Source organism: Metamycoplasma auris 15026 (assembly GCF_000367765.1).
GTDB lineage: Bacteria > Bacillota_I > Bacilli_A > Mycoplasmatales > Metamycoplasmataceae > Metamycoplasma > Metamycoplasma auris_A.
The window spans coordinates 47,658-71,184 of the sequence record NZ_AORI01000001.1; the positions used below are offsets into that span (position 1 = coordinate 47,658).

Annotated in this window: 18 protein-coding genes; 15 read left to right on the plus strand and 3 right to left on the minus strand. The window is 26.6% G+C overall.

The window, feature by feature from the left end; translation table 4 throughout:
* Positions 1-3: 3 nt before the first annotated feature.
* Entirely contained in the window at positions 4-1,533 is a 1,530-nt protein-coding gene (locus MAU_RS00200; protein ID WP_004423087.1) for a TrkH family potassium uptake protein, read from the minus strand.
* 214 nt (positions 1,534-1,747) lie between these two features.
* Here MAU_RS00200 and MAU_RS00205 point away from each other — a divergent pair, with 214 nt between their 5' ends.
* The 13 genes from MAU_RS00205 to MAU_RS03710 all read left to right on the plus strand — a co-directional run bounded on the left by MAU_RS00205 (position 1,748) and on the right by MAU_RS03710 (position 17,403).
* On the plus strand, positions 1,748-2,452 hold the full coding sequence (locus MAU_RS00205) for a potassium channel family protein (protein ID WP_004423088.1): 705 nt from the start codon (positions 1,748-1,750) through the stop codon (positions 2,450-2,452).
* A 9-nt stretch (positions 2,453-2,461) separates the two neighbouring features.
* A complete protein-coding gene (locus MAU_RS00210) occupies positions 2,462-3,790 on the plus strand; it encodes an aminopeptidase C (RefSeq protein ID WP_004423089.1) in 1,329 nt (442 codons plus the stop codon).
* Positions 3,791-3,887: 97 nt separating this feature from the next.
* On the plus strand, positions 3,888-4,196 hold the full coding sequence (locus tag MAU_RS00215; RefSeq protein ID WP_004423093.1) for a 4'-phosphopantetheinyl transferase superfamily protein: 309 nt from the start codon (positions 3,888-3,890) through the stop codon (positions 4,194-4,196).
* A gap of 12 nt (positions 4,197-4,208) precedes the next feature.
* Positions 4,209-4,994 carry a lysophospholipid acyltransferase family protein gene (locus MAU_RS00220; protein ID WP_004423095.1) on the plus strand — a complete coding sequence of 262 codons (786 nt, stop codon included), beginning with the start codon at positions 4,209-4,211 and terminating at the stop codon, positions 4,992-4,994.
* A 20-nt stretch (positions 4,995-5,014) separates the two neighbouring features.
* Positions 5,015-5,788, plus strand: coding sequence for a segregation/condensation protein A (locus MAU_RS00225; protein WP_004423097.1), 774 nt, complete (start codon positions 5,015-5,017; stop codon positions 5,786-5,788).
* The gene (scpB, locus tag MAU_RS00230) at positions 5,781-6,401 is read left to right on the plus strand and encodes an SMC-Scp complex subunit ScpB (protein WP_004423099.1); all 621 of its coding nucleotides are present in this window, start codon (positions 5,781-5,783) and stop codon (positions 6,399-6,401) included. Before MAU_RS00225 ends, scpB begins: the two co-directional genes overlap by 8 nt.
* On the plus strand, positions 6,394-7,230 hold the full coding sequence (locus MAU_RS00235) for an RluA family pseudouridine synthase (protein ID WP_004423102.1): 837 nt from the start codon (positions 6,394-6,396) through the stop codon (positions 7,228-7,230). The genes scpB and MAU_RS00235 overlap by 8 nt, the downstream gene beginning before the upstream one ends.
* A gap of 11 nt (positions 7,231-7,241) precedes the next feature.
* Positions 7,242-7,544 carry a glutamyl-tRNA(Gln) amidotransferase subunit C gene (locus MAU_RS00240; protein ID WP_004423105.1) on the plus strand — a complete coding sequence of 101 codons (303 nt, stop codon included), beginning with the start codon at positions 7,242-7,244 and terminating at the stop codon, positions 7,542-7,544.
* A complete protein-coding gene (locus MAU_RS00245) occupies positions 7,534-8,859 on the plus strand; it encodes an amidase family protein (RefSeq protein ID WP_004423114.1) in 1,326 nt (441 codons plus the stop codon). The genes MAU_RS00240 and MAU_RS00245 overlap by 11 nt, the downstream gene beginning before the upstream one ends.
* Entirely contained in the window at positions 8,852-10,276 is a 1,425-nt protein-coding gene (gatB, locus tag MAU_RS00250) for an Asp-tRNA(Asn)/Glu-tRNA(Gln) amidotransferase subunit GatB (RefSeq protein WP_004423117.1), read from the plus strand. Before MAU_RS00245 ends, gatB begins: the two co-directional genes overlap by 8 nt.
* The gene (locus MAU_RS00255) at positions 10,260-11,360 is read left to right on the plus strand and encodes a YhjD/YihY/BrkB family envelope integrity protein (protein WP_004423119.1); all 1,101 of its coding nucleotides are present in this window, start codon (positions 10,260-10,262) and stop codon (positions 11,358-11,360) included. The genes gatB and MAU_RS00255 overlap by 17 nt, the downstream gene beginning before the upstream one ends.
* Positions 11,361-11,506: 146 nt before the next feature.
* Positions 11,507-12,514: a hypothetical protein gene (locus MAU_RS00260; RefSeq protein ID WP_004423122.1), complete on the plus strand. Its 1,008-nt coding sequence runs from the start codon at positions 11,507-11,509 to the stop codon at positions 12,512-12,514.
* Positions 12,514-17,403, plus strand: coding sequence for a valine--tRNA ligase (locus MAU_RS03710; protein ID WP_004423125.1), 4,890 nt, complete (start codon positions 12,514-12,516; stop codon positions 17,401-17,403). Before MAU_RS00260 ends, MAU_RS03710 begins: the two co-directional genes overlap by 1 nt.
* Positions 17,404-17,412: 9 nt before the next feature.
* On the opposite strand, the gene MAU_RS00270 is transcribed toward MAU_RS03710, so the two are convergent.
* Entirely contained in the window at positions 17,413-18,303 is an 891-nt protein-coding gene (locus MAU_RS00270) for a 5'-3' exonuclease (RefSeq protein WP_004423128.1), read from the minus strand.
* Positions 18,303-21,284: a DNA polymerase III subunit alpha gene (gene dnaE / locus MAU_RS00275; RefSeq protein ID WP_004423131.1), complete on the minus strand. Its 2,982-nt coding sequence runs from the start codon at positions 21,282-21,284 to the stop codon at positions 18,303-18,305. The genes MAU_RS00270 and dnaE overlap by 1 nt, the downstream gene beginning before the upstream one ends.
* 403 nt (positions 21,285-21,687) lie before the next feature.
* On the opposite strand from dnaE, the gene MAU_RS00280 reads away from it, so the two are divergent.
* Positions 21,688-22,563, plus strand: coding sequence for a DnaD domain protein (locus MAU_RS00280; RefSeq protein ID WP_004423134.1), 876 nt, complete (start codon positions 21,688-21,690; stop codon positions 22,561-22,563).
* Between the two features lie 19 nt (positions 22,564-22,582).
* The gene (locus MAU_RS00285) at positions 22,583-23,494 is read left to right on the plus strand and encodes a hypothetical protein (protein WP_004423138.1); all 912 of its coding nucleotides are present in this window, start codon (positions 22,583-22,585) and stop codon (positions 23,492-23,494) included.
* The last annotated feature ends 33 nt before the right edge of the window (positions 23,495-23,527 follow it).

Genomic DNA, 23,527 nt, shown 5'->3' on the forward strand with positions numbered 1-23,527 from the left:
CTCCTAACCTATTGATACATCTTCATAGATATATTGATAGTGTTCTGATCTTGTTTTTTCTTTTCCAAAAAACTTAATTACTTGTGGGATACCAAATTGGCCAATAATCATCAGCGAAATAAGACTTAATTTTCCAGCAATATGAAGGTTTTGATGTGATGTAACACCAGAGGATAGCCCTGTGTTACCAAAAGCTGAACAAGCTTCAAAAATAACATAGGTTAAATTGGTTTGGTTTGGATGTTCAAAAGTTGAATATGTAATAATTGAAAAAATAGTAACTAAAACTGATGCAATTGCAAAAACATTTACGGCTCTAATTAAAATATCTTTTCCTATTTGTCTTTTGAAGGCATTAATTCTTCTAGTACCAGTTATCATTGTTAGAATACTTAAAAAAATTACTGCAATTGTAGTATTACGCACCCCTCCGGCAGTTGATACTGGAGAAAAACCAATAAACATAAGAATACTGTGCACCAAAATAGTTGAATGACTAAAATGTGTGTAATCAACTGTTGAAAAACCAGCAGAACGCGTTGAACTAACTTGGAAAAAGATAGCAAAAATCTTATCCCCACTGCTTCCATAATCAGCATCTCTTCAAAAAGCATTATCTGCTTTGGAAGTATATTCTAAAAGAACTGTTAGACAAAAACCAATTAAGGTTGTAACAATGTAAGTGATGATTGTAAACTTTGTAAAAAGTTGAAATCTATGAACTGCATTGGTTTTTTTTAGCTGAATTCTTCTTCAAATATCATAAATTACAGGAAAGCCAACTCCTCCAATAATAAAGACAATAATAGTGACTGTTTGGAATGCAAAATCCTTATAAAAAGGTTGCAAACTTTTGTCTCCAAACAAATCAAAACCGGCATTATTAATGGAACTTATGGCATGAAAAATCCCTAATCTTAAAGCTTGTGAAAAATTCTGGTAAGGAATTTCATTTTGTGGCATATACACTTGCCCAAAAGCTTTTATATCTTCAGGTCTTGTTACAAAATTATCATTCTTTCTAAAATAAAGAAGCATTGTAAAAATCATTGAAGCAATGGCAGTTGTAATAATTAAAAATGAAATTGCTACCTTAATCATTTTTCTTGTTTCAAAAATAGTCGAGGATCCTCTTTCTGTTTGTGAAACCATATTGCTAAATAAATTTGATCTTAGGCCAAATATTGATTGGAATATATATAACTTAATTGTAAAAATTCCAATTCCACCCACTACCATACTAATGGCAATTAAAAATTGTCCGAATTCATTAAAAGTACTAGATGGCGTGAGTGTTGTTAGACCAGTATCACTAAAGGCAGACGTTGCAATAAATAGCGCATCAATATATTTAATTCCTTTTGGATGATTAGATGCAACATCAACCTTATGAGTAATGTTTCAAAAAAGTAAAAGCGAAATTAAAATTGTGAACAAAATATAGATAATAAAGATATATCTAATTGTTCCAATTTTTCGCAAAAATTTCAAAATCACATTTACTTTTTTTGCATTACTACTCTTAGTTTGCATGCGCTAATTATATTCCAAAATATATAAAATAGTATATTTTATAATATTTTAGAAGTATGCCTAACTAACTAAATTACTTAGTTTTTTAGCTAAAAATGGCCAAAAATTCAGTAATTTTCTTACTAAAATTAAGTTTTCTTTCTGCGATAGAAAACTAAAAAAATATTATGATAATATTTAATAAACATTATTAGTTTTTATAATGGGGTGTAGTATGGGAATTTTTAAAAGAGCAAGAGAAATTTGCATCATTGGAATTGGAAGATTTGGGCAAGCAATTGTTAAAAAACTAATTTCAGATAGTGCAAATAACTTAAGATTAGTTTTAATTGATAATGATGAACATAATCTAATTCAATTTAAGGATGATGTTGACGGTGTTTATGTGGCAGATTGTGCTGATATTAAAACATTAGAATCACTAAATGTCAAAGAATTTGATGTTGTTATTGTTGCAACACCAAATAATATTGAAATTGTTTCAGCACTTTTAGAATTAGGTGTTGAAACAATTATTGCAAGATCCTTAAATTCAAGACATGCAAGAATCCTAAAACAAATTGGCATTACGCAAACAATTTCACCTGAAGAAGAAGCAGGAAAAAAAGTAGCTATTATGGTTTCGGATAATTCCTTAACGCATTTTTCAGAAGATATTGTTGAAATTAAAGATGGCTATGTAAGTACAACAACTTCCATAAAAAATCCAAATATTATTAATAGAAATATCAGTGAATTACCATTTAGAGATGAATATAACGTCTTAATTTCTTTAATCCAAAGAGATAAAAAAACATTTCTACCAAGTGGGGATTTTATTCTTAAAGAAAATGACATGATTACTTTTATAGGAAGTCTAAAAGACATTATTGAAGTAACTGAATTTTGTACAAAAACTAAAAAAAATGGCAAGAAATAAGGGAAAAAAATGAGTTGCATTACAGATGAATTATTAAATAAATTTCAAGAAAATTATGATTCCAATTTAAGCAATAAAGTTATTGAAGGAGCAATCTTCAAAGTTGGTTTAAAACAAAGTTCATTAAATAATGAAATAGTAAAAAAACACAATTTCATATTTTCAAATGAAACAAAAGTTGGTAATATAACTAACCAAAAACAAAGTGGAAGATGCTGAATTTTTGCTGGTCTTAATTCCATAAGAATTAAATTAATGCAAGATCTAAACATCGAAAATATTGAACTATCACAAAACTATTTGCATTTTTATGACAAACTAGAAAAAGCTAATTTTTATTTAGATTGACTTGTAAATGAAGGAATTAATCTAGATAATGAAGATAGATTATTTAGACATTTTAACGATACACCAATTTCAGATGGGGGTTATTGAGAGTTCTTTGTAAACTTAGTTAAAAAATATGGCATTGTTCCTAAGGATGCAATGAATGAATCACACAGCTCCGAAGCAACTAATGATATGGTAAATCAAATCAACTGAAGATTGAAAGCATACACTTCTAGAATCAAAGAATTATTCAATGAAACAAAAAACAAAAACGAAATTCTAAAACTAAAAGAAGAAGCTTTAAGTGATGTTTATAATATCTTAATCAAAACCTTAGGAAGACCACCAAAAACATTCAAATTTGAATACATGGACAAAGATAGAAAATATGTTTCTTTAGAATGCATGAGCCCAATGCAATTCTTTGATAAATACATTGGCAATTTTATTGATGGCAAAGTTGATTTAGTAGCTGATCCAAGAAATAAATTTGCCCTTAATTCATTAATTCAAGCCCCTCTTTCAAACAATATGGTTGGCGGTATTCCTTTAACAATGGTCAATGTTGACATTGAAACTTTAAAGAGAGTTATGATTAACCAAATTAAAGGTGGCGAAGCAATTTGATTTGGTTGCGATGTTTCAACATTTTCAAACCGTGAAGGTATCTTAGATTCAAAATTGTATAACTATGATTTAACTCTAACTAAGACTCCTAAATTTAGCAAAAAAGAAAAATTTGAATCAAGAGCATCGGTTATTTCACATGCTATGAATATGGTTGGAGTTAACTTAGATAAGAATGACAATCCAATTACTTGGAAAGTTGAAAATAGTTGGGGAACTGACAATGGCAATAAAGGTTTCTTTTCAATGAGCGATGAGTGATTTAGCGATTACAATTACATGGCAATCGTTGATAAAAAATACTTAACAGCTGAGATTCTTGAAGCTCTAGATAAAAAACCAACATTGATTTCACCTTTTGATCCACTTTGTGCTGAATAATAAAAATATGCAAGTTATGGTTTGCATATTTTTTGTTTTTAAAGTTCAAAATTATTTATTAATTTATAATTAATAATTATTTATCGTTAGAGGCAAAATGATTTCAATTGACTTAACAAAAATCAAACGATTTAAGCATCTTTCAATTAATACAATTAAGAAGTTTCTTCACCCCATTGAAATCGAAGAATTCAATTGCTTAAAAAAAGAAAATAAACCAGTTTTTTTAGCAACAAGATGAGCCATTAAAGAATGCATTTATAAGATTGATAACTCATTGTTTGATTTTAAGAAATTATTAATAAAAAAAACTAATGAAGGTAAGTATATTTTTTTAGATTTTCAGCTTTCAACAACAATTGAAGATGGCTATGTTGCAGCTGTTGCATTTAAAAAAATTGATTAAGGAGTTTATACTATGAAATTAAAAACACGAATTTTTTGAAGAGCAATTCCACTACTTCACAATCTTACAGTTTTAAAATCAAAGGCAGCAAGAAATAGAAAAATGCCTGAATATTATAAACAAAGTGAAAAGCATTTTTATATTCAAAAACACTGTTCAAATATTCTTAAACATCTAAATGTCGAACTACAAGTTGAAGGATTTGAAAATATTCCAAATGGACCTTGTTTTTTAACACCAAATCATTCTACATACCTGGATCCATTAATCATAGTTTCAGCACTATGAAACCATGGGGATGGATCTAAGAAATCAAAACCAGCTACCTTTGTTGCACGAAACGAAGTGCAAAAGAAAAAAATGATTAAAAAAATAGCTGAATTAATTGATACTTTTTACATTGATACAAATAAGCCAAAAGATGCTCTTGCTATTCTTAGAGAATTTGGCCAATATGTGAAAAGAAATTCAACTTGTGGTGTGATTTTTCCTGAAGGAACAAGAACCAAAGATGGCAAACTACAAACATTTCATGCTGGGGCTTTTTTAACAGCACAATCAACTTATATTCCTTTAGTACCAGTAACAATTAACAATGCTGCAAATGCATTAGATAAAAATCGTGAAGGCAAACTAGTTGTAACAGTTAAATTCCACCCCGTAATTAGACCTCAGCAATTCCAAACACTAGACAAAAAAGATTTTGCTGAATGAATTAAAAGCATTGTTGCATCATCATACATAGACCAAACAATCACTTCTTCTGAAACAATTAAAAATACATTTTCAAAAAGATAAAAAGGATTACTTTTTAAGGTATGAATACTCTTGAAAATAAAAATTCAAGTGAGTTTATAAATCAAAATAACAAACATGTTTTTCGATTATCAAATTTTGATGGTCCACTTGATTTGCTTGTCACTTTAGTTAAAGAAAAAAATATTAGTATCTTTGAAATTGATTTAATTGAATTAGTTACTCAATATCTTGAAATCATTAAGAATATCAAACCATATGAAATCGATATTGCTTCTGATTATTTAATTATGGCAGCCTCACTTTTGCAACTTAAGGCCAAAATGCTTTTGCAAGATGGGCAAGAAGATGAGGAAGTCAAGCAAGAAAAGAAACGTTTGATTGAGCAAATTGCTGAATATGAAAAATTCAAAGAAATTTCAATTGTCCTAAAAGAAAAAGAAGAAAAAAGACAAGATATTTTTTCAAAAGAACCAGAAGAAGCTGATAACTTTAAAAAAGAAGTTGACCCTTCTAATTTAGATGGCTATTCCAGTAGTTCAAAATTAGTTATTACACTAAGAAAAATGTTTGAACGCACTTATTCAGAAATAATAAGAAACATCACAATTTCAACAATCTCAGTAAGCCCTGAACAACAAAAAAGTCGCATCATTAGCCTTTTTAGAAATCGTTTTGAAGTTTCATTTGAAGAAATTTTTGATGTTCCTTCAATGGGGCATTTTGTAATTACTTTATTAGCTATTTTAGATTTAGCAAGACAAGAAATTTTAGTTATAGAACAAAAAGAAGACGAAGGTTCAATAAGAATAACTAAGGGGGATAAATATGAATAATAAAATCATTGAAGCGCTTTTATTTATTCAAGGCAGTGATGGTGTTAGTCCCGAACAAATAAGAGATGTTTTTAAGCTTAATACAATCCAAGAAGGAAAAAAAATGTTAAAAGACTTTAAAACATTTTTTAATAACCAAGACCGTGGTCTTAAGGTATATGAATTTAATGATGTTTATAAGTTTTTAACAATTGAAGCAGCTAAGGAACATATTTCAGATTTATTAAGCATTGCTCGTAAGCAAAAACTTTCCAATGCTGCTATTGAAGTAGCTGGCATTGTTGCTTACAAGCAACCAGTAACACGTTCCATCATTTCAAACATTCGCGGCATTATAAGCGATGGGATTGTTGCTAATCTACTTGAAAAAGGCATCATTGAAGAAGTTGGCGTCGCTCAGAGTCCAGGAAATCCTATCCTATATGGCATTACAAACAAATTCTATGACTACTTTAGAATTAAAACATTAGCTGAACTTCCCATTTTCCCTGAGTTTGATCGTTACTCAAATGTTGAGGAAAATATGCCTGAAAAAGAGTTTAATCTTTTTGATTCCCAAAGAAGCGATACAAATAACGATGGTATTTTTATAAAGGATGATTTAAATGAATAAATTTATTGCAAAAAAAGATGATGTTGGACGTATTCTTTATAAATACATTCTTATTGTTTGTGACAATGTTCCTAAATCTAGAATTGAAAAAATCTTTCGACAAAAAGATATCAAGGTTAATGGAATTCGAACCAATGATAAACAATATAAATTGCAACTAGGCGATGAAATTATTGTTTATGGCCTTTTAGAAATTAAAAAGCCTGAAAAGAAAAATACAGCTAACATTAATTTCAAAGTAATCTATGAAGATAAAAATCTTTTAATCATTGATAAAGAAACAAATGTTGCCATGCATTCAGAAGAAAATTGTTTGGATGACCAAGTGCACAAATACCTTAATTTCAAAAAAACTTCTTCTTTTGTACCATCTTCCATTGGAAGATTGGACAAAAAAACAAGTGGCCTTGTAGTTTATGCTAAAAATTATCCAACTCTTGTAACTTTTGAAGCCGCCCAAAAACATTTTGAAAAAATTTACCAATTTATTTCTGAAAATTTCAATCAAGAAAAACTTGATATCACAGTTCGCCTAGAAAAAGATATTAAAAATGAAAAAATGAAAGTAAATCCTGACTTTGGAATTAAAGCTCATACAATCTTTTTTAAAGAAGGAAACCGTAAATTTGCCCAAATTCTGACTGGAAAAAAACATCAAATTAGAGCTACACTAGAATATCTCAAAGCCCCTATTTTAGGTGATACTAAATATGGTGGAAAAAAAGCAAAACGTCTATATTTACATTCATATTCAATTAAGTTTGCTGCTCTTCCTGAAGAATATGCTGAATATAATGACCAAATTTTTATTTCATATCCAAGATGATAGGAAAAAGTCTTATGAAGATTGAAAAAATTAAGAAATTAGCTAATGATTTATTATTAGAACCAGACAATGAAGTAGTACAGCTAACAAGAAAATTGCTTGCTTCAATTGATAAATCTTTGCAAGAATTAGAATGAATAGACCTAGAAAACATTAAACCACTTTCTCATATTAATGAAAAAGAAGTTGACTTTGAATGTTTAAGAGATGATGAAATAAATCTAGATAGCACAATAAAAAAATCTGACTTACTAGCCAATGCAGCTTCTCATGATGAGAATTTAGTTATTATGAAAAGAGTCGTCAATGAAGAATAAAAACCTTAATGATGTTATTAACAAATTAACTAATGATAAAAATAATGCAGTTAGCATTGTTTTTAATAATGCAAAACTAAATGACAGAGGAATTTTATCTAACTATATTTTTACAATCAAAGATAATTATGCTGACACTAATGTTGCATGTAGAGCTTCTAGTTTATTTTTAAAGACTTTTAAACCTCAGTATAAAGCAACGGCTCTTAAATTATTAGAAGAAGCAGGAGCCGCTTGTGTTGCTAGAACTAATTTGGACGAATTTGGATTAGCTGGTAGTGGTGAACATTCAGCTTATGGTTTAATTAAAAATCCTTTAAATGCTCAATATTTAGTAGGTGGCTCATCTTCAGGAGCAGCTGCGACATTTTATGATGAAATTGATTTTGCAATTGGCTCAGATACAGGAGATTCAGTGCGAAAACCTGCATCTAACATTGGCCAAATTGGTTTCAAGCCAAGTTATGGAGCAATTAGTCGTTATGGGCTTTTTGCATATGCTTCCTCACTAGATACAGTAGCTTACTTCACACATAACATAGAAGATCTCATTAAAATCTCTTCGGTTCTATACAAAAAAGATTTTCAAAATGATATGACTTCTATTGATTTAAGCTTTGATTATAATGATATTAAAGAAATTAAGCCTCTAAAAATTGCTTATTTAAATTGCTTTGACAAACTAAGTCCTTCTGTTGCTTTTGCTTATAAAAAGCTTCTAGAAAAACTAAAAAAAGAAAACATTGAATTAATTGAAATTCAAGAAGATGAAAAACTTTTTAATTCAATTGATGTAATATACAAAGTCATTTCATTTTCTGAAGCTTCATCTAATTTAGCTAATTTAACTGGCGTTGCTTTTGGGCAAAGAAAAGAAGAAAAAGATTGAACTGAAACATTTATTAAAACAAGATCCCAATATCTTGGCAAAATGGTTAAAAGTCGTTTAATTCTAGGCTCTTTATTTTTAGAAAATGAAAATCAAATTAAATATTTTGTTAAGGCTAAAAAATTAAGAAGAATTTTAGCTAATCATTTTACAAAAATTCATGAAAGCGCTGATTTATTTATATATCCAGCTTCCAATGACATTGCTTCCAAAATTAATGAAACTCCAAAATATCAATCATATTTAGATTTCATATTAACTTATGCAAATTTAGTTGGTAATCCTTCTTTAACAATGAAATTAGGAGTCGATAAAGAAACTTTGATGCCTTTTAATATCGCAGTTGATACAAAAATTTATCATGATACAAAGTTATTTGCGCACAGCTTATATCTAAAAAAAATCTTGGAGGATATTAATGAATAGTAGTTGAGAATTAGTTATTGGAATTGAGATTCATATTGAACTCAATACCAAAACCAAAATGTTTTCAAGTCAACCCAATTTGTATTCAGATATTCCAAATATTTATGTATCACCAATTGATTTAGCTTATCCAGGAACACTTCCTTCTTTAAACAAAGAAGCAATAATTAAAGGCATTAAACTCGCTAAAGGCTTAAAGATGAAAATCGATAATTTAGTGCGTTTTGATAGAAAAAACTACTTTTATCCTGATTTAACTAAAGGCTACCAAATCACCCAACAATTTAACCCAATTGGAAAAAATGGCATTATAAAAGCTAAGGTTGATGATATCTGAAAAGATATTTCAATTGAAAGAATTCATCTAGAAGAAGACACAGCTAAATCTCTTCACCAAGATAAATATACTCTTCTAAACTACAATCGATCTGGCGTCCCATTAATTGAAATTGTTTCAAATCCAGTAATGCATTCAGCTAAAGAAGCAACTGCATATGTTGAAGCAATTAGACAAATGGCTCTTGCACTTAATATCTCGGATGCTAAAATGAATGAAGGTAGTTTAAGAGTTGATGTCAATATTTCAGTAAGAAAAAAGAATTCAGACGATTTAAACACAAGAGTTGAAATTAAAAACTTAAATTCTATTTCAAACATTGAAAAAGCAATTGAATATGAAGCTAATTACCAAATAAATTGTTATGAAAATAACATTTCTTTTGAACAATGCACAAAAAGATATGATGAAAACAAAAATATCACAGTTATAATGCGTTCAAAATCAAGTGCAATTGATTACAAATACTTTCCAGACCCAAACATTCCTTATATTAGATTATCAAATGAATTAATTGATTCAATTAAAATTGAAGAGCTACCTTATGAAAAAGAACAAAGATATCTAAAAAATGGATTAAATAACGTACAAATTTCGCAACTTATTAATAACACAAGTTACGCTAATTTTTTAGATTCTTTGAATACTAACGACTTTAAAAAAACAACAAATATCTTTTTTTCAGAAATTGTTTCATATATCAACCAAAATCCAACCCAAAATGATTTAATTCTATCTAATTCAAAAGAAATTTCAAAACTAATTCAATTTGCCATTGATGAAAAAATTTCGAAAAATAATATTAAATTAATTCTTGAAGAAATTAAAAATTACAATGATTTCGATATTGAAAGCATCATTAAAAATAACAATCTTTTTATAGAAAAAAAGGCCATTGATTTGCATGCAATTATCAAAGAAATTTTTAAAGAAAATCTTTCTTTGGAAGCTGAATTTAAAAACAATTTCAATCGTGCATCCAAATTTTTAAGTGGTCAAGTAATGAAAAAAACTAGTGGTAAAGCAGACATAATTGAACTAAATAAATTAATTAAGGCGTTGAATGAAGAAAAAAAATAAAGACTTTTTACAAACTGGATGAGATAAAGACCCAGAGCAACAAGAAGAAAATAAGGAAAATCTTGAGCAATCTAAAGACTTTTCAACAAGACATATTGTTAAAAATAAAAAAAGACAAAACTTGCTTGAAAAAATTATTAAATGAATTATCTATGGCATTCTCTTCATTGCCATGCCTAACTCATTAAGAAGCTCAAAAACAAAAGCAAAAGAAATTGTTAATAATACATATCTTAAAATAAATTCATACGAATTTGCATTTGTACCTGCGGGATTTGCAATGTATATGTTTTTATCCTTTATTCCAACAATTGGTTTAGTTATTGGAATAGTAGGATTAATTAGTCCAAATTATGAAAATGTAATTAAGGTTATTATTCTTGGCCAATTAATTCCTGGGATTGAGCATGTTATTCCAACATTCTCAGGAATTCTAAAGACAGCTGGTGGAGCTGTTACATTCATCATTTTGGCACTTTCAATCTTATGATTATCATCAAAAGGATATAGTAAATTTGTTCTTTCAATCGATGCATTATATGGACACAAAACAACAAATGCTCTTTGAAAAACAAGAATTAAGGGCTTTTTAACAAGTATCATTATTACAATTTCATTGACCATTTTTCTATTAACTTACTCGGCTTTTTTAACTTTTATTTTAGATAGAGTTTTTGATCAAGGTAAACTTTTACCAAATATTAAACTAAAAGATTTACGTTGGGATTTTCAAATTATTTTTTGATTACCTATTATTTTATTTTTACCTCTATTAATTTATTGCTCACTGCTTATTTCTTTCAAATTTTCACCAAATTTCAAAGTTAAATTATCCCAAATTAACCCTGGCGCTTTAATTGCTGCAATCCCAACTTCTTTATATATTTTAATTTTTGGATCCTTAGCGTCACTTATTAATTATCATAAATTTGGCATTGTTGCATCTTTTATGTACATTATTTTACTTCTTAGCATTATGTCATATTTTATTTATACAGGTGTGATTGTTAATGCTAGTTTTTACAAAACCTTTATCAAACTTCCTACCATTGAAAAAAGTAGATGGTTAAACAAAAGAAGCTAAGCTGGTTTTTGTTTTGTTTCAAATTGCTTAAATAAAGAAAATAATAATATATTATTATTTATATTAATTAGTACCATTTTTATTACTTGTAATAAGACTAAAAAATACTAATTTATAAACCTAAAGTTGAATAATAAAGGAAGGATATGAAAGAGAAATTGCCTGGTGGTATTAATCACTATCTAAAGTGAGCAAGATCACAAACAAATATATCTTTTAGAAAATGGAATCCGAAAAAGATTGCATTTGTTGGTGTATTAATTGCTATTTCTGTTGTTATGTTTCTAATTTCAGTTAGAATTCTTCCAATTAGTGCACTTCCTGCATTTAAATTTAGTTTTATTGGACTACCAATAAAAATTACAGGTTTTGTTTTTGGACCTGTTGTTGGAATTATAACTGGGGTATTAGCAGATCTTATTTCTTTTGCATTAGTTCCCACTTATTATAGTGTTTTATATACGCTAGCTGTTGCCACAGCTGGTTTTGTTCCTGGTTTAATTGGCTATTATTTTTTTAATCTAAACGAACTTTTTTTCTCAAGAAAATATCGTATTTACAAATACAAACAAACAATTGAATTCTTTAAGATTCAATATCTCGAAGCACAAGCAAGAAGAAATTCCGAAGACTTGCAATATTTTTCAGAAAAAATAGCTTTCTATGAAGTAAAAGTTATTATTCTTGAAACAAAACAAAAACCTGTCGCTATGATTAACTTTTCTTTCATTTCAGCAATTAGTTTTTTAGTGTTACAAATTATTATTATTCTAGCTATTTTTTCAAAGCTAGATAATTCAATCTTTGAACATAACCGTTTTATTAAGAATCGTTTATTTTATGTAATTCTTACTACTTCTGGTTTTATTGGAATGATTGTTTTTGTCGTTCTATACCGTTTATTCTTAAGAAAAAACTACCAAACTTTTATTGAAGTTATGGCAATCATTACATTTTGTGCTATTTTAGAATTAGTAAATACACTTCTATTAGCATGAGCTGATACTGAAACTCTTAAGACAGACTTCTGGGTGAATTTTACAGGTCAAACGCTAACTAGTCCAATTAAGATATTCTTTAACCTAGCTATCATTTTAGCAACATACAAAGTAGTTGCCTCACTTATAAGATCGAAAGAAGGCAATAGATTTTAATGGATAAAAAAATTACAGGTTTAAGAGTTACAGGACTTAAGAAAAAAGAAAAAAACTGAATAAATAATAAGATTAATTTTGACTTGCTCATTAGTAATCTTAATTTTTCTTTATCTAAGAATAATATTTTAGGTATTATTTCGCAAGATAAAGAAACTAAGGATGCAATTTTTAAACTGCTAACTAATAATAAAATTAAATGAAAAGGCTACCAAGGTTTTATTGAATTCAAGCAAGGAAACAATAAAAATTATTCATTAACATATAAAGATGATGAATACCAAAAAAATCTTGCTTTTGGTTTTGATGATGAAAATCTGTTTCAAAATAAAACAAAAGATACTGTTTTTTCTTATTTAGAACGTTATATTATAGAAAATAACATCATCAATTTTATGACTTCTGTTTTTAAAAAAGGATGACAAGACGTATACCAAGATTCTAAGTACCATTTGCATTTAAAATATTCAGAAATAAATTTAAATTTACAAAAAGAAATTGAACCAATCATTGAAGAAATAAAAAAAATCATTGAGTTTAATTCAAATGATAAATTAAATGACTTTAGTTATAATGACAAAATTATCTTAATGCAAAATATTTATAATCTTATTAAAAATGTAATTAAAATAATTCAACATTATGAACAAGAATTTTTAAGTTATATTGAAGATCGGATTAATGACTATGAAAAAGGTTCGTCCCTTTTAAAATTTAAAGAATATAACTATGCTAGATTAGAATATGAAAAACTAATTAACCAAAATAACCAAAATAAAAAAATCACAATTGACTCACCCCTTTTAAGCAAACTAAAAAATCATCTAAAAATCCTAAAACTAAAAAAGAATACAAAGCTTGAAATTAAAAGATACTTTGATAAATTACAACATGAATTTATTCTAGAAATTGCTTTTAACAAAGCAAATCTAAACAAAAAAAATAAAAGCAATGCTTTTTCTTATTACTATCCAAGATACTATGTCAATAAGACTTTTTATGCGGCTTGCAAAAAACATCTTCCCAAAATTCGATTATTTGAAAAGTCCTTAATTATTGATTTTATTAAAGAAATTTATGACTTAAGAGACTATATTGTTAATGAAATTAGTGCTCTTGGCATTCTCAGTTCCCAAAAACAACTAAAAAACCAAGCTAAATACATTACCAAATCAATTGTTGAAAAAAACATTAAGATGTATGATGAAAGATTTAAGAATCTTATTGAAGAAGAAAGTTCAAATATCATTAAAAAAATTAATAATGAAATAGCAGAACTAAAAAATGAAAAAAAATACAATCATATTAATATTTCCAAACTCAAAGAGTATCAATATGATCTAGAAGAAAAAAAATACGAATACTACTGAAAAATTGATACAGAAGGAAGAAAAATCAAAGCTGAAGCTTCTAAAATATATGCTAATTCCCTTCCTTTTTATAACAAAAATAAAAACAATCTTTTAGTAATTAAACAAAATCTTAATTTTTTACTTGATGAAATTTTTAAAAAACACGCAGAAGAAATTGAAAATATCAATATAAAATCTTTATTTTCAAGTCCTCTTTCAAGAATCTTTTATGATTTACAATCAATGAAACTCCTTCTATTTGATTCATTTCATAAGTTTCATAATTACGAAAAAATCATTAATGATATAAAAAACAACAAAGATGCTTTCTTCCAGTTAATGCTGAAATTAAATATCTATAAAGTTATTCAAAATTCTGGTATGTCTTTGGATAAATTAGTAATGAATTTATCATATCTAACCTTAGATGAAAAAATAGCTTTAGAAATTAATAAGATTTTTCTAAACAACCCCGATCTTATTATTGTAGGTGATTTAATTTCTAAATTAACTAATAAAATTCAACTTGAAACACTCAACAAATTAAATCAATATATTTTAAGTAAAGAAGGTCTTGGCATCTATCTTTTAGACAAAATTGAAGTTGCCTCAAGAATTACTACTGATTTAAATATTATTTATAACTCCATTACAATTGAACAAGGAAAAACAAATAAAATCATTGATAATCCAATCAATCCTTATCTAAAAACAATTTTAAATAAAGAAACTGCTGATACAAAAGAAGAATTGGATAACTTTCTTGAAAAAAGCAATAATGTTGAAGGTATTTTTAAATACGAAATTGAACCTGATCATTATGTTTGATGTAATTGAAGTCAGTTAACTAGATGAGTAGAAAGTAATAATATAAAAAATAAAAAAATAAGAAACCTTCTTTTATTAGATGAAAATCAAAACAAAAGCCCAGCTGAAATAAATGACAAATATGAATTTGAAGAAGAAACAATAATCAATCTCGAAAAATCCAATAAAAAAACGCAAGAGCAAAAAGAAGAAAAAGATATGGATAAAAATTTCGATCATAAACTAGTTGAAAAAAATAGAAATAAAAAATGAGTTGAAATGCAAGCTTTTTCAACTCATGATTTAAGTAAACCTCCATTTACTATTATTCTTCCTCCTCCAAATGTTACCGGACAACTTCATATTGGTCATGCTCTAGATACTTATATTGCCGATACAATAATAAGATACAAACGCAATAAAGGTTTTGATGTTAAATGAGTAGCAGGTAAAGACCACGCTGGTATAGCTACACAAGTTGTTGTTGAAAAAAAATTAGCTAAAGTTGGACTAGATAAATACAAACTTGGAAGAGAAAAATTTATTGAAGAAATTTGAAACTGAAAAACTGAATACTCCAATAGAATTAGTGAACAATGAGCTAAATTAGGACTTGCATTGGATTATCCAAGCGAACGTTTTACTTTAGATAAAGAAGCTAACGAAGCAGTACTAAAAGTCTTTGTTTCAATGTACAATGATGGCTTAATTTATCGTGATACAAAAGCGATTTCATGGGATCCAAAACTTAAAACAGCCTTATCAAGTATTGAAGTTATTCCAACCGAAGTAAAACAAAAACTTTATTATGTTAAATATCCAATTAAGAATAAAAATGAAGATCTTGTTGTTGCTACAACAAGATTAGAAACTATGTTTTCTGACGTTGCAATTGCCATTAATCCAAATGATTCAAGATTCAAACTTCTAATGAATGAAACAATCATTCATCCGCTAACAAAAAAAGAAATTCCAATTATTGCTTCTCAGTTAATTGATCCTTCTTTTGGTACTGGAATTATGAAAGTTTCAGCGCATGCTATTGATGATATTGAAATTATTAAGCAAAATAATTTGGAAATCATTGAATGTATTGATGACCAAGGTAAAATGAATGAAATCGCCAAAAAATACCAAGGATTGGATCGCTTTGAAGCTAGAAACTTAATTGCAACAGAACTAATCCAAAATAATTTGATAGAAAAAATAGAAGACATAGTTTCAAATGTTGGCTATGGTGAAAGAAGTAACGAACCAATTGAAATTCTTGTCAAACCACAATGATTTGTCAAAATGAAATCATTGTCAGAAAAAATTCTTAAAAATCTAGAATCATCAGCAGCTGTAAAATTCATTCCTGAAAGATTTGAAGATGTTTTAATCAAATGAATGGAAAATGTTCATGATTGAACAATCAGTAGACAACTTTGGTGAGGACACAGAATTCCAGCTTGATATAAGGATAATGAAGTAGTTGTACAAATTGAAAGTCCTGGTGAAGAATGAATACAAGATAGCGATGTTCTTGATACTTGATTTAGTTCAGCTCTAGCTCCTTTTGTTTTCTTAGGATGACCACAATCTAATGAACAAATCAAAAGATATTTCCCAACTAGTTTATTAGTTACAGGTTATGACATTATTTTCTTTTGAGTTTCAAGAATGTATTTCCAAAGCTTGCAATTTATGAATGATATTCCTTTCAAACAAGTGCTTCTTCATGGTCTTGTAAGAGATGCCCAAGGAAGAAAAATGTCCAAATCACTTGGTAATGGTATTGATCCAATTTCAATGATTGATCAATATGGTTCTGATGTTTTAAGAATGTCATTAATCTTCAACTGTTCTCCTGGAGCTGATATTAATTTTGGCGACGATAAAATTCAAAGTGCTAGATTATTTATTAATAAATTCTGAAACATTGCAAGATTAATCAAACCAATAGAAATCAATCTTGATGAAAAAATAAAATATGAAAAACTAGATGAGTTTGATTTCTGAATTCTTTCTCAATTTAATCTAATGAAACAAAATATTGATAATTCTATGAATAAATATGAATTTTCAATCATTTATAAGCATATTTATGATTTTATTATTAATAAGTTTTCAGCATGATATTTGGAATTTCTAAAATTTAAAAATAATAACTACTTTATTCATTATTTATTTAGAGAAATTTTAATTACCCTTCATCCATATATGCCTTTTTTAAGTGACTTTTTATTTGAAGATATTTATAAAGAAGAGCTTCTTCAAACTAAAAGTATTGAATATAATCCAAATAAGAATTTTAATTCCAAGAATATTGATAATCTAATTGAATTAATTACGCTTTTAAGAAAATATCGTGAAGATAAAAGAATTTCAAAAGCAATTAATCTTAACTTCTTTGCCGAAGAATATGAAATTAATCAATTAAATGCATTAATTATTAATAAATTATCTAACTTTAGTATTAAAGAAAATACTGATTTTCTAATTCAAAGTTCATTTGCAAAAATTTTTATTGAACAAAGCAAAGAAGATAAGAATAACGAATTGGAAGAACTAAAAAAACTAATTGAAAAAACGAAAAACGAAATTGCTTTCAACGAAAAATTCTTAAATAATCCACAATTTCTTAAAAATGCACCAGCTAAACAAGTTTCTGATAAGAAAGAAAAGCTTGAATTTCATAAGAAAAATCTTCAACTTTATTTAGATGAATTAAAACAAAAAGAAGAATAAAAAATTAGCCTAGTTTTTGGCTAATTTTTTAATAAGTTTTTCTGCATTAATCTTAATTGAATTAAGACTATATTTTTCAATTAGAAAAGTAGCTTCTGAAGATAAAAAAATATTTTTTAAATCAAGGAAATCTTCTTTAATATCATCTAAATGAAAATCAAAGACTAATTGTGCAATTACTTTGTTTCTAAAAGCAAAATCTTTATATTCAATAAATTTCGAAGCCCAAGTGCTTTTAATGTCTTCTAAATTTGCATAAATGTTTTCTAAATTTTGATATTCATTTAAGAGTTTTGAAGCTGTTTTTGGACCAATGCCTTTTATGCCACTAAAGTTATCACTACTATCCCCAATGATTGCTTTATAATCAACGACTTGATATGGTTCAATGCCGTATGAAGTCTTAAAATTTGCATTATCTAATATGAAATACTCATCTTTATTTTTTTTAATAATTGACGTTTTTTCATCAATTAATTGGTTCAAATCTTGGTCAGCTGAAAAAATCAATTTATTTATATTTTTATATTCAAAACATAATTTGGCAATAATATCATCAGCTTCATAGCCATTTTTTTCAATATTTCTTATTTTTAGGGAACTTAAAATTTGTTTAATTAAATCAAGTTGGAAATAGAAACTTGGTTCCATTTTGCTTCGATTTGCCTTATACATATCATACATTTGGTGTCTAAAAGTTTTTTCTTTAGCATCAAAAGCAACAAACAAATGTGTTGGGCGATGTTCATTAATTAAATTAAAAAGGCTTTTAAAAAAAAGCACAACTTCATTTGTTGAAAAACCATTTTCATCCGTAAGCATAATATTGGATTTGTTTAAAGCAAAATATGACCGGTAGGCTAAATATGTTCCATCTATAATTAATAGTTTATTATTCATTATTTAATAACCTTAAAATCTATTAAATCAATTCAGTTTTCTTTTCTTCTTATAAATTTAATTTTTACAATTTTATTTTTTAAATTTTTTAACTCTTCATTGTATTTGTATTGCACGGCAATTACTTTGTAACTTGAATCTTGGAAGTATAAGATTTGTTGTTTGCTTTTATATTTACTTAATTTTTCAACCACGTCCACACATTGGGCAACTAATACATATTCATTATTAATTCTTGTGTTAATTAATCTATTGTTGTCAATTTCATATTTAGATGTAATGAAATAATTATAAGCTTGTCCAAGAAGCTCAATTTCATTAGCTTGCAAATCTTCTTCGTTATCTTGTTTTGTATCTAATAATTGATAATTTGCAATCTTATTAAGAATTTCTTCATTACTCTTGGAAAGATTTTCTTTGATAAAAATATTCAAATTAGATTTTGGATCTAGTTCATCCAGCATCGTTTGTTGACTTAATTTAAAATCCCTAAAAGTCCCAGCTTTAATTAAAAGTTCTTCCGTTGCTTTGCCTAGAGATTTGATCTTAGAAAGATTTAAAATACAGTGTAAAAAGTTTTGATATTGCCCAATAGCATTTCTATTTTCAATAATTAACTTAATTATTTCTGGACCAATTCCTTTAATTAATCCAAGTGGAAGAATAATTTTATTATTTTCAATATTAGCTATCTCAAACGATTTATTTATATGTGGACTAATAAATTCAATCCCCATTGATTTTGCTTCATTTACATATTTAGCAATTGTAGCTTGCGCACCGTTAGCTGATGAGATACATGAAGCATAAAATTCAAGTGGATAATTAGCTTTTAAATATGCCATTTTAAATGTTAAAGTTGCATAAGCAATTGCATGCGATTTATTAAAGCCATAATCAGCAAATTTTTCAATATTATTAAAAATTTCAGTTGCTATATCTTTTTCATAACCATTATTAATTGCTTTATTTATAAATTCATTTTTTATTTGAAGCATTTGGGAAGACTGTTTTTTAGAAATAATTTTTCTTAATAAATCAGCTTCTTCAAAAGACATGTTAGCAATTCTTTGAGCAATTTGCATAATTTGTTCTTGATAAATTATGATGCCATATGTATCTTTTACAATCTTGTTATATTCATTTGAAATTGAAGGAATTTTTTCAATTCCTTTTTTTCTTTTAGCATAATTAGAAACATAAGCAATTGGCCCTGGACGATTCAATGAAATAACAGCAGCAATATCATTGAAACTATCAATGCCAATTTCTTTAAGTCCTTTAATCATTACTGGACTTTCTACTTGAAATACTCCTAACGTATTTCCATTTGAAAGAAGTTCAAAAGTTTTTTTATCAAAATAATTTATCTTATTTCAATCAATCTTATTATTAGGATTTTTGTTGTTAACATAATTTTCAATTTCTTTAATTGTTGTTAGTGTTTTTAAACCTAAGACATCCATTTTAATAAGTCCAAAATACTCAAGATATTCTAAACTAATTTGGGTTTGTAAGAAATCATCAGTGTTTTTTGAAATCGGAATTGATTCAATGATTGGATTTGAAGAAATTACAATCCCTGCTGCATGTGTGCCAATTTGCCGATAGAAACCTGAAATTCTTTCAGTTTCAGCAACAATTTTGTTTGCAAAATTTGCATCCTTAACATTAAGTTGTTCAAGTTCTTTTTTTAGGTAAATATTTTTTTTAAATTCATCAAATAAATTTGTTTCACTTGAAGAAATTAATTTCGAAATAACATTGATTTTAGATGGAGCTATTTCATATGCTCTTAAAACATCTCTAATTGCTGATTTTTTACCTAAGGTAGAAAAAGTTACAATGTTATTAACTTTTTCATAGCCATATTTTTCAATCAAATAATTAATAACCAAATGTCTTTTATCATCTTGCACATCAATATCAATATCCGGCATAGAAATTCTTTTAGCATTTAAAAAACGTTCAAAAATTAAATCATACTTAATGGAATCAATTTCAGTAATACCTAAAACAAAGCAAACTAAAGAACCTGCTGCTGACCCTCTACCAGGGCCTATTGCAATATCATTATTTTTAGCTCAATTGACTCAGTCTTGCACAATTAAAAAATAATTAGCAAAATTTAGTTTGCTTATTGTTTCTAGCTCTTTCTCTAATCTTTTAACATATACTTCATTTTTAAATAAAAGACTTAAGTCATTAGATTCTTTAATTTTTTTAAGAACTAAAAATTTCAAATACAAATGAGATTCCAAATTCTTTTCATTTTCAAAATTTGGCAATAAATAATTTCTTTTTAATATAGGAAAATATAAACTTTGAACCAAAGAATTTGTTTTAGATATTAGATTAGTTATAACTTCTTCTTTAGAATTAAAATCAAAAAATAATGGTGTTCCTAAATCTAGTTGATTTTTATTAGTCATTTTGTTAAGCAACTCAATAATGGAATAATCTTCTAGACTTAAAATATTAAAGTTATTAAATACTAGGATATTCTCATTATTTTTAATTAAATCTAAAAAATTATTAATTTCTTCTAACTCAAGGCCAATATAATAGTTGGAATTTTTGATTATTTTTTTAGTTTCCTTGAAATAACTTAGATGTGGATTTTCAATAACAATAATATCTTTATAATTTTCTAATATCTCATCTAATGTTAGTTTTTTATTGTCCAATAAAAAATAAGAAATAAGTTTTAAAAAATAAAAAGCATCTTCATTTTTAGCAAACAAATTATATCTATATAAAGATCCATCAACCTCCAGGAACACATCAAGTCCAAAAATGGGCTTTAGATTATTTTTTAAACATTTTTCATTAGCCTCGCCTAGGCTAAAAAAATGATTTTTTTCGCTAAAAACTAAATAATCAACACCAGATTCTAAGGCTTTTTTTATTGCATCTTCAACACTTATTGTGCTACTTAAAAAAGAGTAAGTTGTATTTAAATGAACATTTAATAATTTCATAGTTTAATTATAATCAAAAGCAAAAATTAAGTTTCTAATTGAGACTCTAAGAAACTTAAAAAAAGCCTTATTTTTCTAGTTACTGACATATTAATTTGCTGTTTTCAACTCAAATTGAAAAGAGATTTTTAAAATTCTTAATTTATTTTTAAAAATGACCTAAATTATTAGTTTTTTGTTAATAAATCTATGTCAAAAAAGTGTTTTTAAAAATAAAATGCCCTTAATTTAAGATGAAAAATGCAAATGTTTTTTGTCTATAAAAAGGACATTTGTACCAATAAAATCTGAAATTAAAAAAATTTGAGACTTATTGCTTTTTTAGTTTCTTAAAATTATTTACAAGACAGTCAAAAGCTGGATCTAACACATTCTAATTAATAAAAAAAGGAGGTAAAATGTCATGCAAAACTATAAATTTGTAATTGATAATGCAAGTATGATTAGTTCCAAAGATTTAGTTAACTTAAGAACATTTTATACTCCTATAATTGGAAATAATGGTATTGCTTTTTATCATCATTTATATGACTTATATAATATTAATAAAGAAAAAAAATATGATTTATTAGCAACAATGAATTTTTTAATTTTAGATTATAAACAACTAAAAAAGACTAAGGACGAACTGGAAGCTATAGGTCTAATTCAAACTTACCAGGATTTAAATGGTGATCTTCTTTTTAGATTAATAAAACCTTTGAATGCAAATGAAATTTCTAATAATATTTTGATTTCTAGCATGCTTCAAGAAAAACTAGGTAAAGATAACTACTACCAAATTATAGAAAGAAATGCTAGCTATACTTTTGATGAAAATAAATTAAATAACGTTTCAAAAACCTTTTTTGATGTTTTTGAAACCAAAAACTTATTATCTCAGCAAGATAATAGTTTTGATTTTAAATTAAAAAATGATTACCAATTAATTAATTCTTTAAGTGCTGAAGAATATATTCATCACTTTACAAAAAAAGAACTAAGTCCTTCTCAATTACTTATGCTTAAAAAAATTAAGTTAATGAATTTTAGGGATAATGCAATTAATTGCATAATTAAATATTCAATTGCAATCAACAACGCAATTGTATGCAACTATATAGAAAAAATAGCCAATGATTTTGCCAAAAGAAATCTTTTTGAAGCAGATATGATTGATACTGAATTAAACCAAGCTTCTTTTTTTAAAAATAAAAATACATCGCATTCAACATTAAAAAATAAAAATAATCCTAGCTTTGATGATGGCTTTTGTGATGGGCTGGCTTGAGATGATTAAAAGGAGATAAAAAAGAATTATGGATAAAAAAATACTCAACTCCGTTTTTTCATTAAATGATGAATTAGATATTAATAAACTGCGTCAAGAAGTTTTATCTGATCCATACATAAAAAAAGAAATCGAGCGTTTGGAATTAAATGAGCAACAAATAAAAAAAGGCATGGGTATCTTGCAGCGATACCATGATTTTATTTTAGAAAATAACCACAAACCTTATTATGAGTTATATGTGAATATGTATGGCTTTTTAGATGAAGATCACTCCAAAAATCCGATATTTGAAAAATCTAGACAACTTGAAAATTTTTGACTCACTTCAATTACACCACTAGATCCTATTATTGAAAGCTATTTTTTAGAAAACAAAACTAACAGAGTTTTTAGTCCTTTTAAAGCCACACTACAAACTTTCTTAGATAATCTTATTAATACAAAAGAATCCCAAAGAATCAATACATTATTTAAAAACATTGCTTCAAAAGGGATTTTTGAAGACAATATTTGATTATTTGATGCTAAAAATAAGTATGCAAGCAACATTCTTAAATATATTTCTTCTGTTAGTGCTCTTGGATTTAATAAAAGTGTCGCTCTTTTAAATTCAAATGATTTATACAGTTATATTTCTTCAAATCCTGAAGAAAAAAAATCTATCATTTGGCATCTAAACCGTGTTGATGTTTTAATTATTAACAACTTAACTCTTGGAATTAAACCTCAATGATATTTAGATACACTAATCAATATTTTTGAAACACGTGCAGCTAAAAAACTTCCTATTTTAATTTCTTCATCAAGAGATATAGTGTCATCTAAAACAAAACTTTTAAGCTCTTATTATTATTCCAAATTTGACCAATCAAATGATTTGGAAGATTTATTTAAGCAAACAATTTCTGAAAAATTTGAAAAGATTGTAATTAACTAGTTAATTACTATTTTTTTAGTTTTTTTTAGGTTC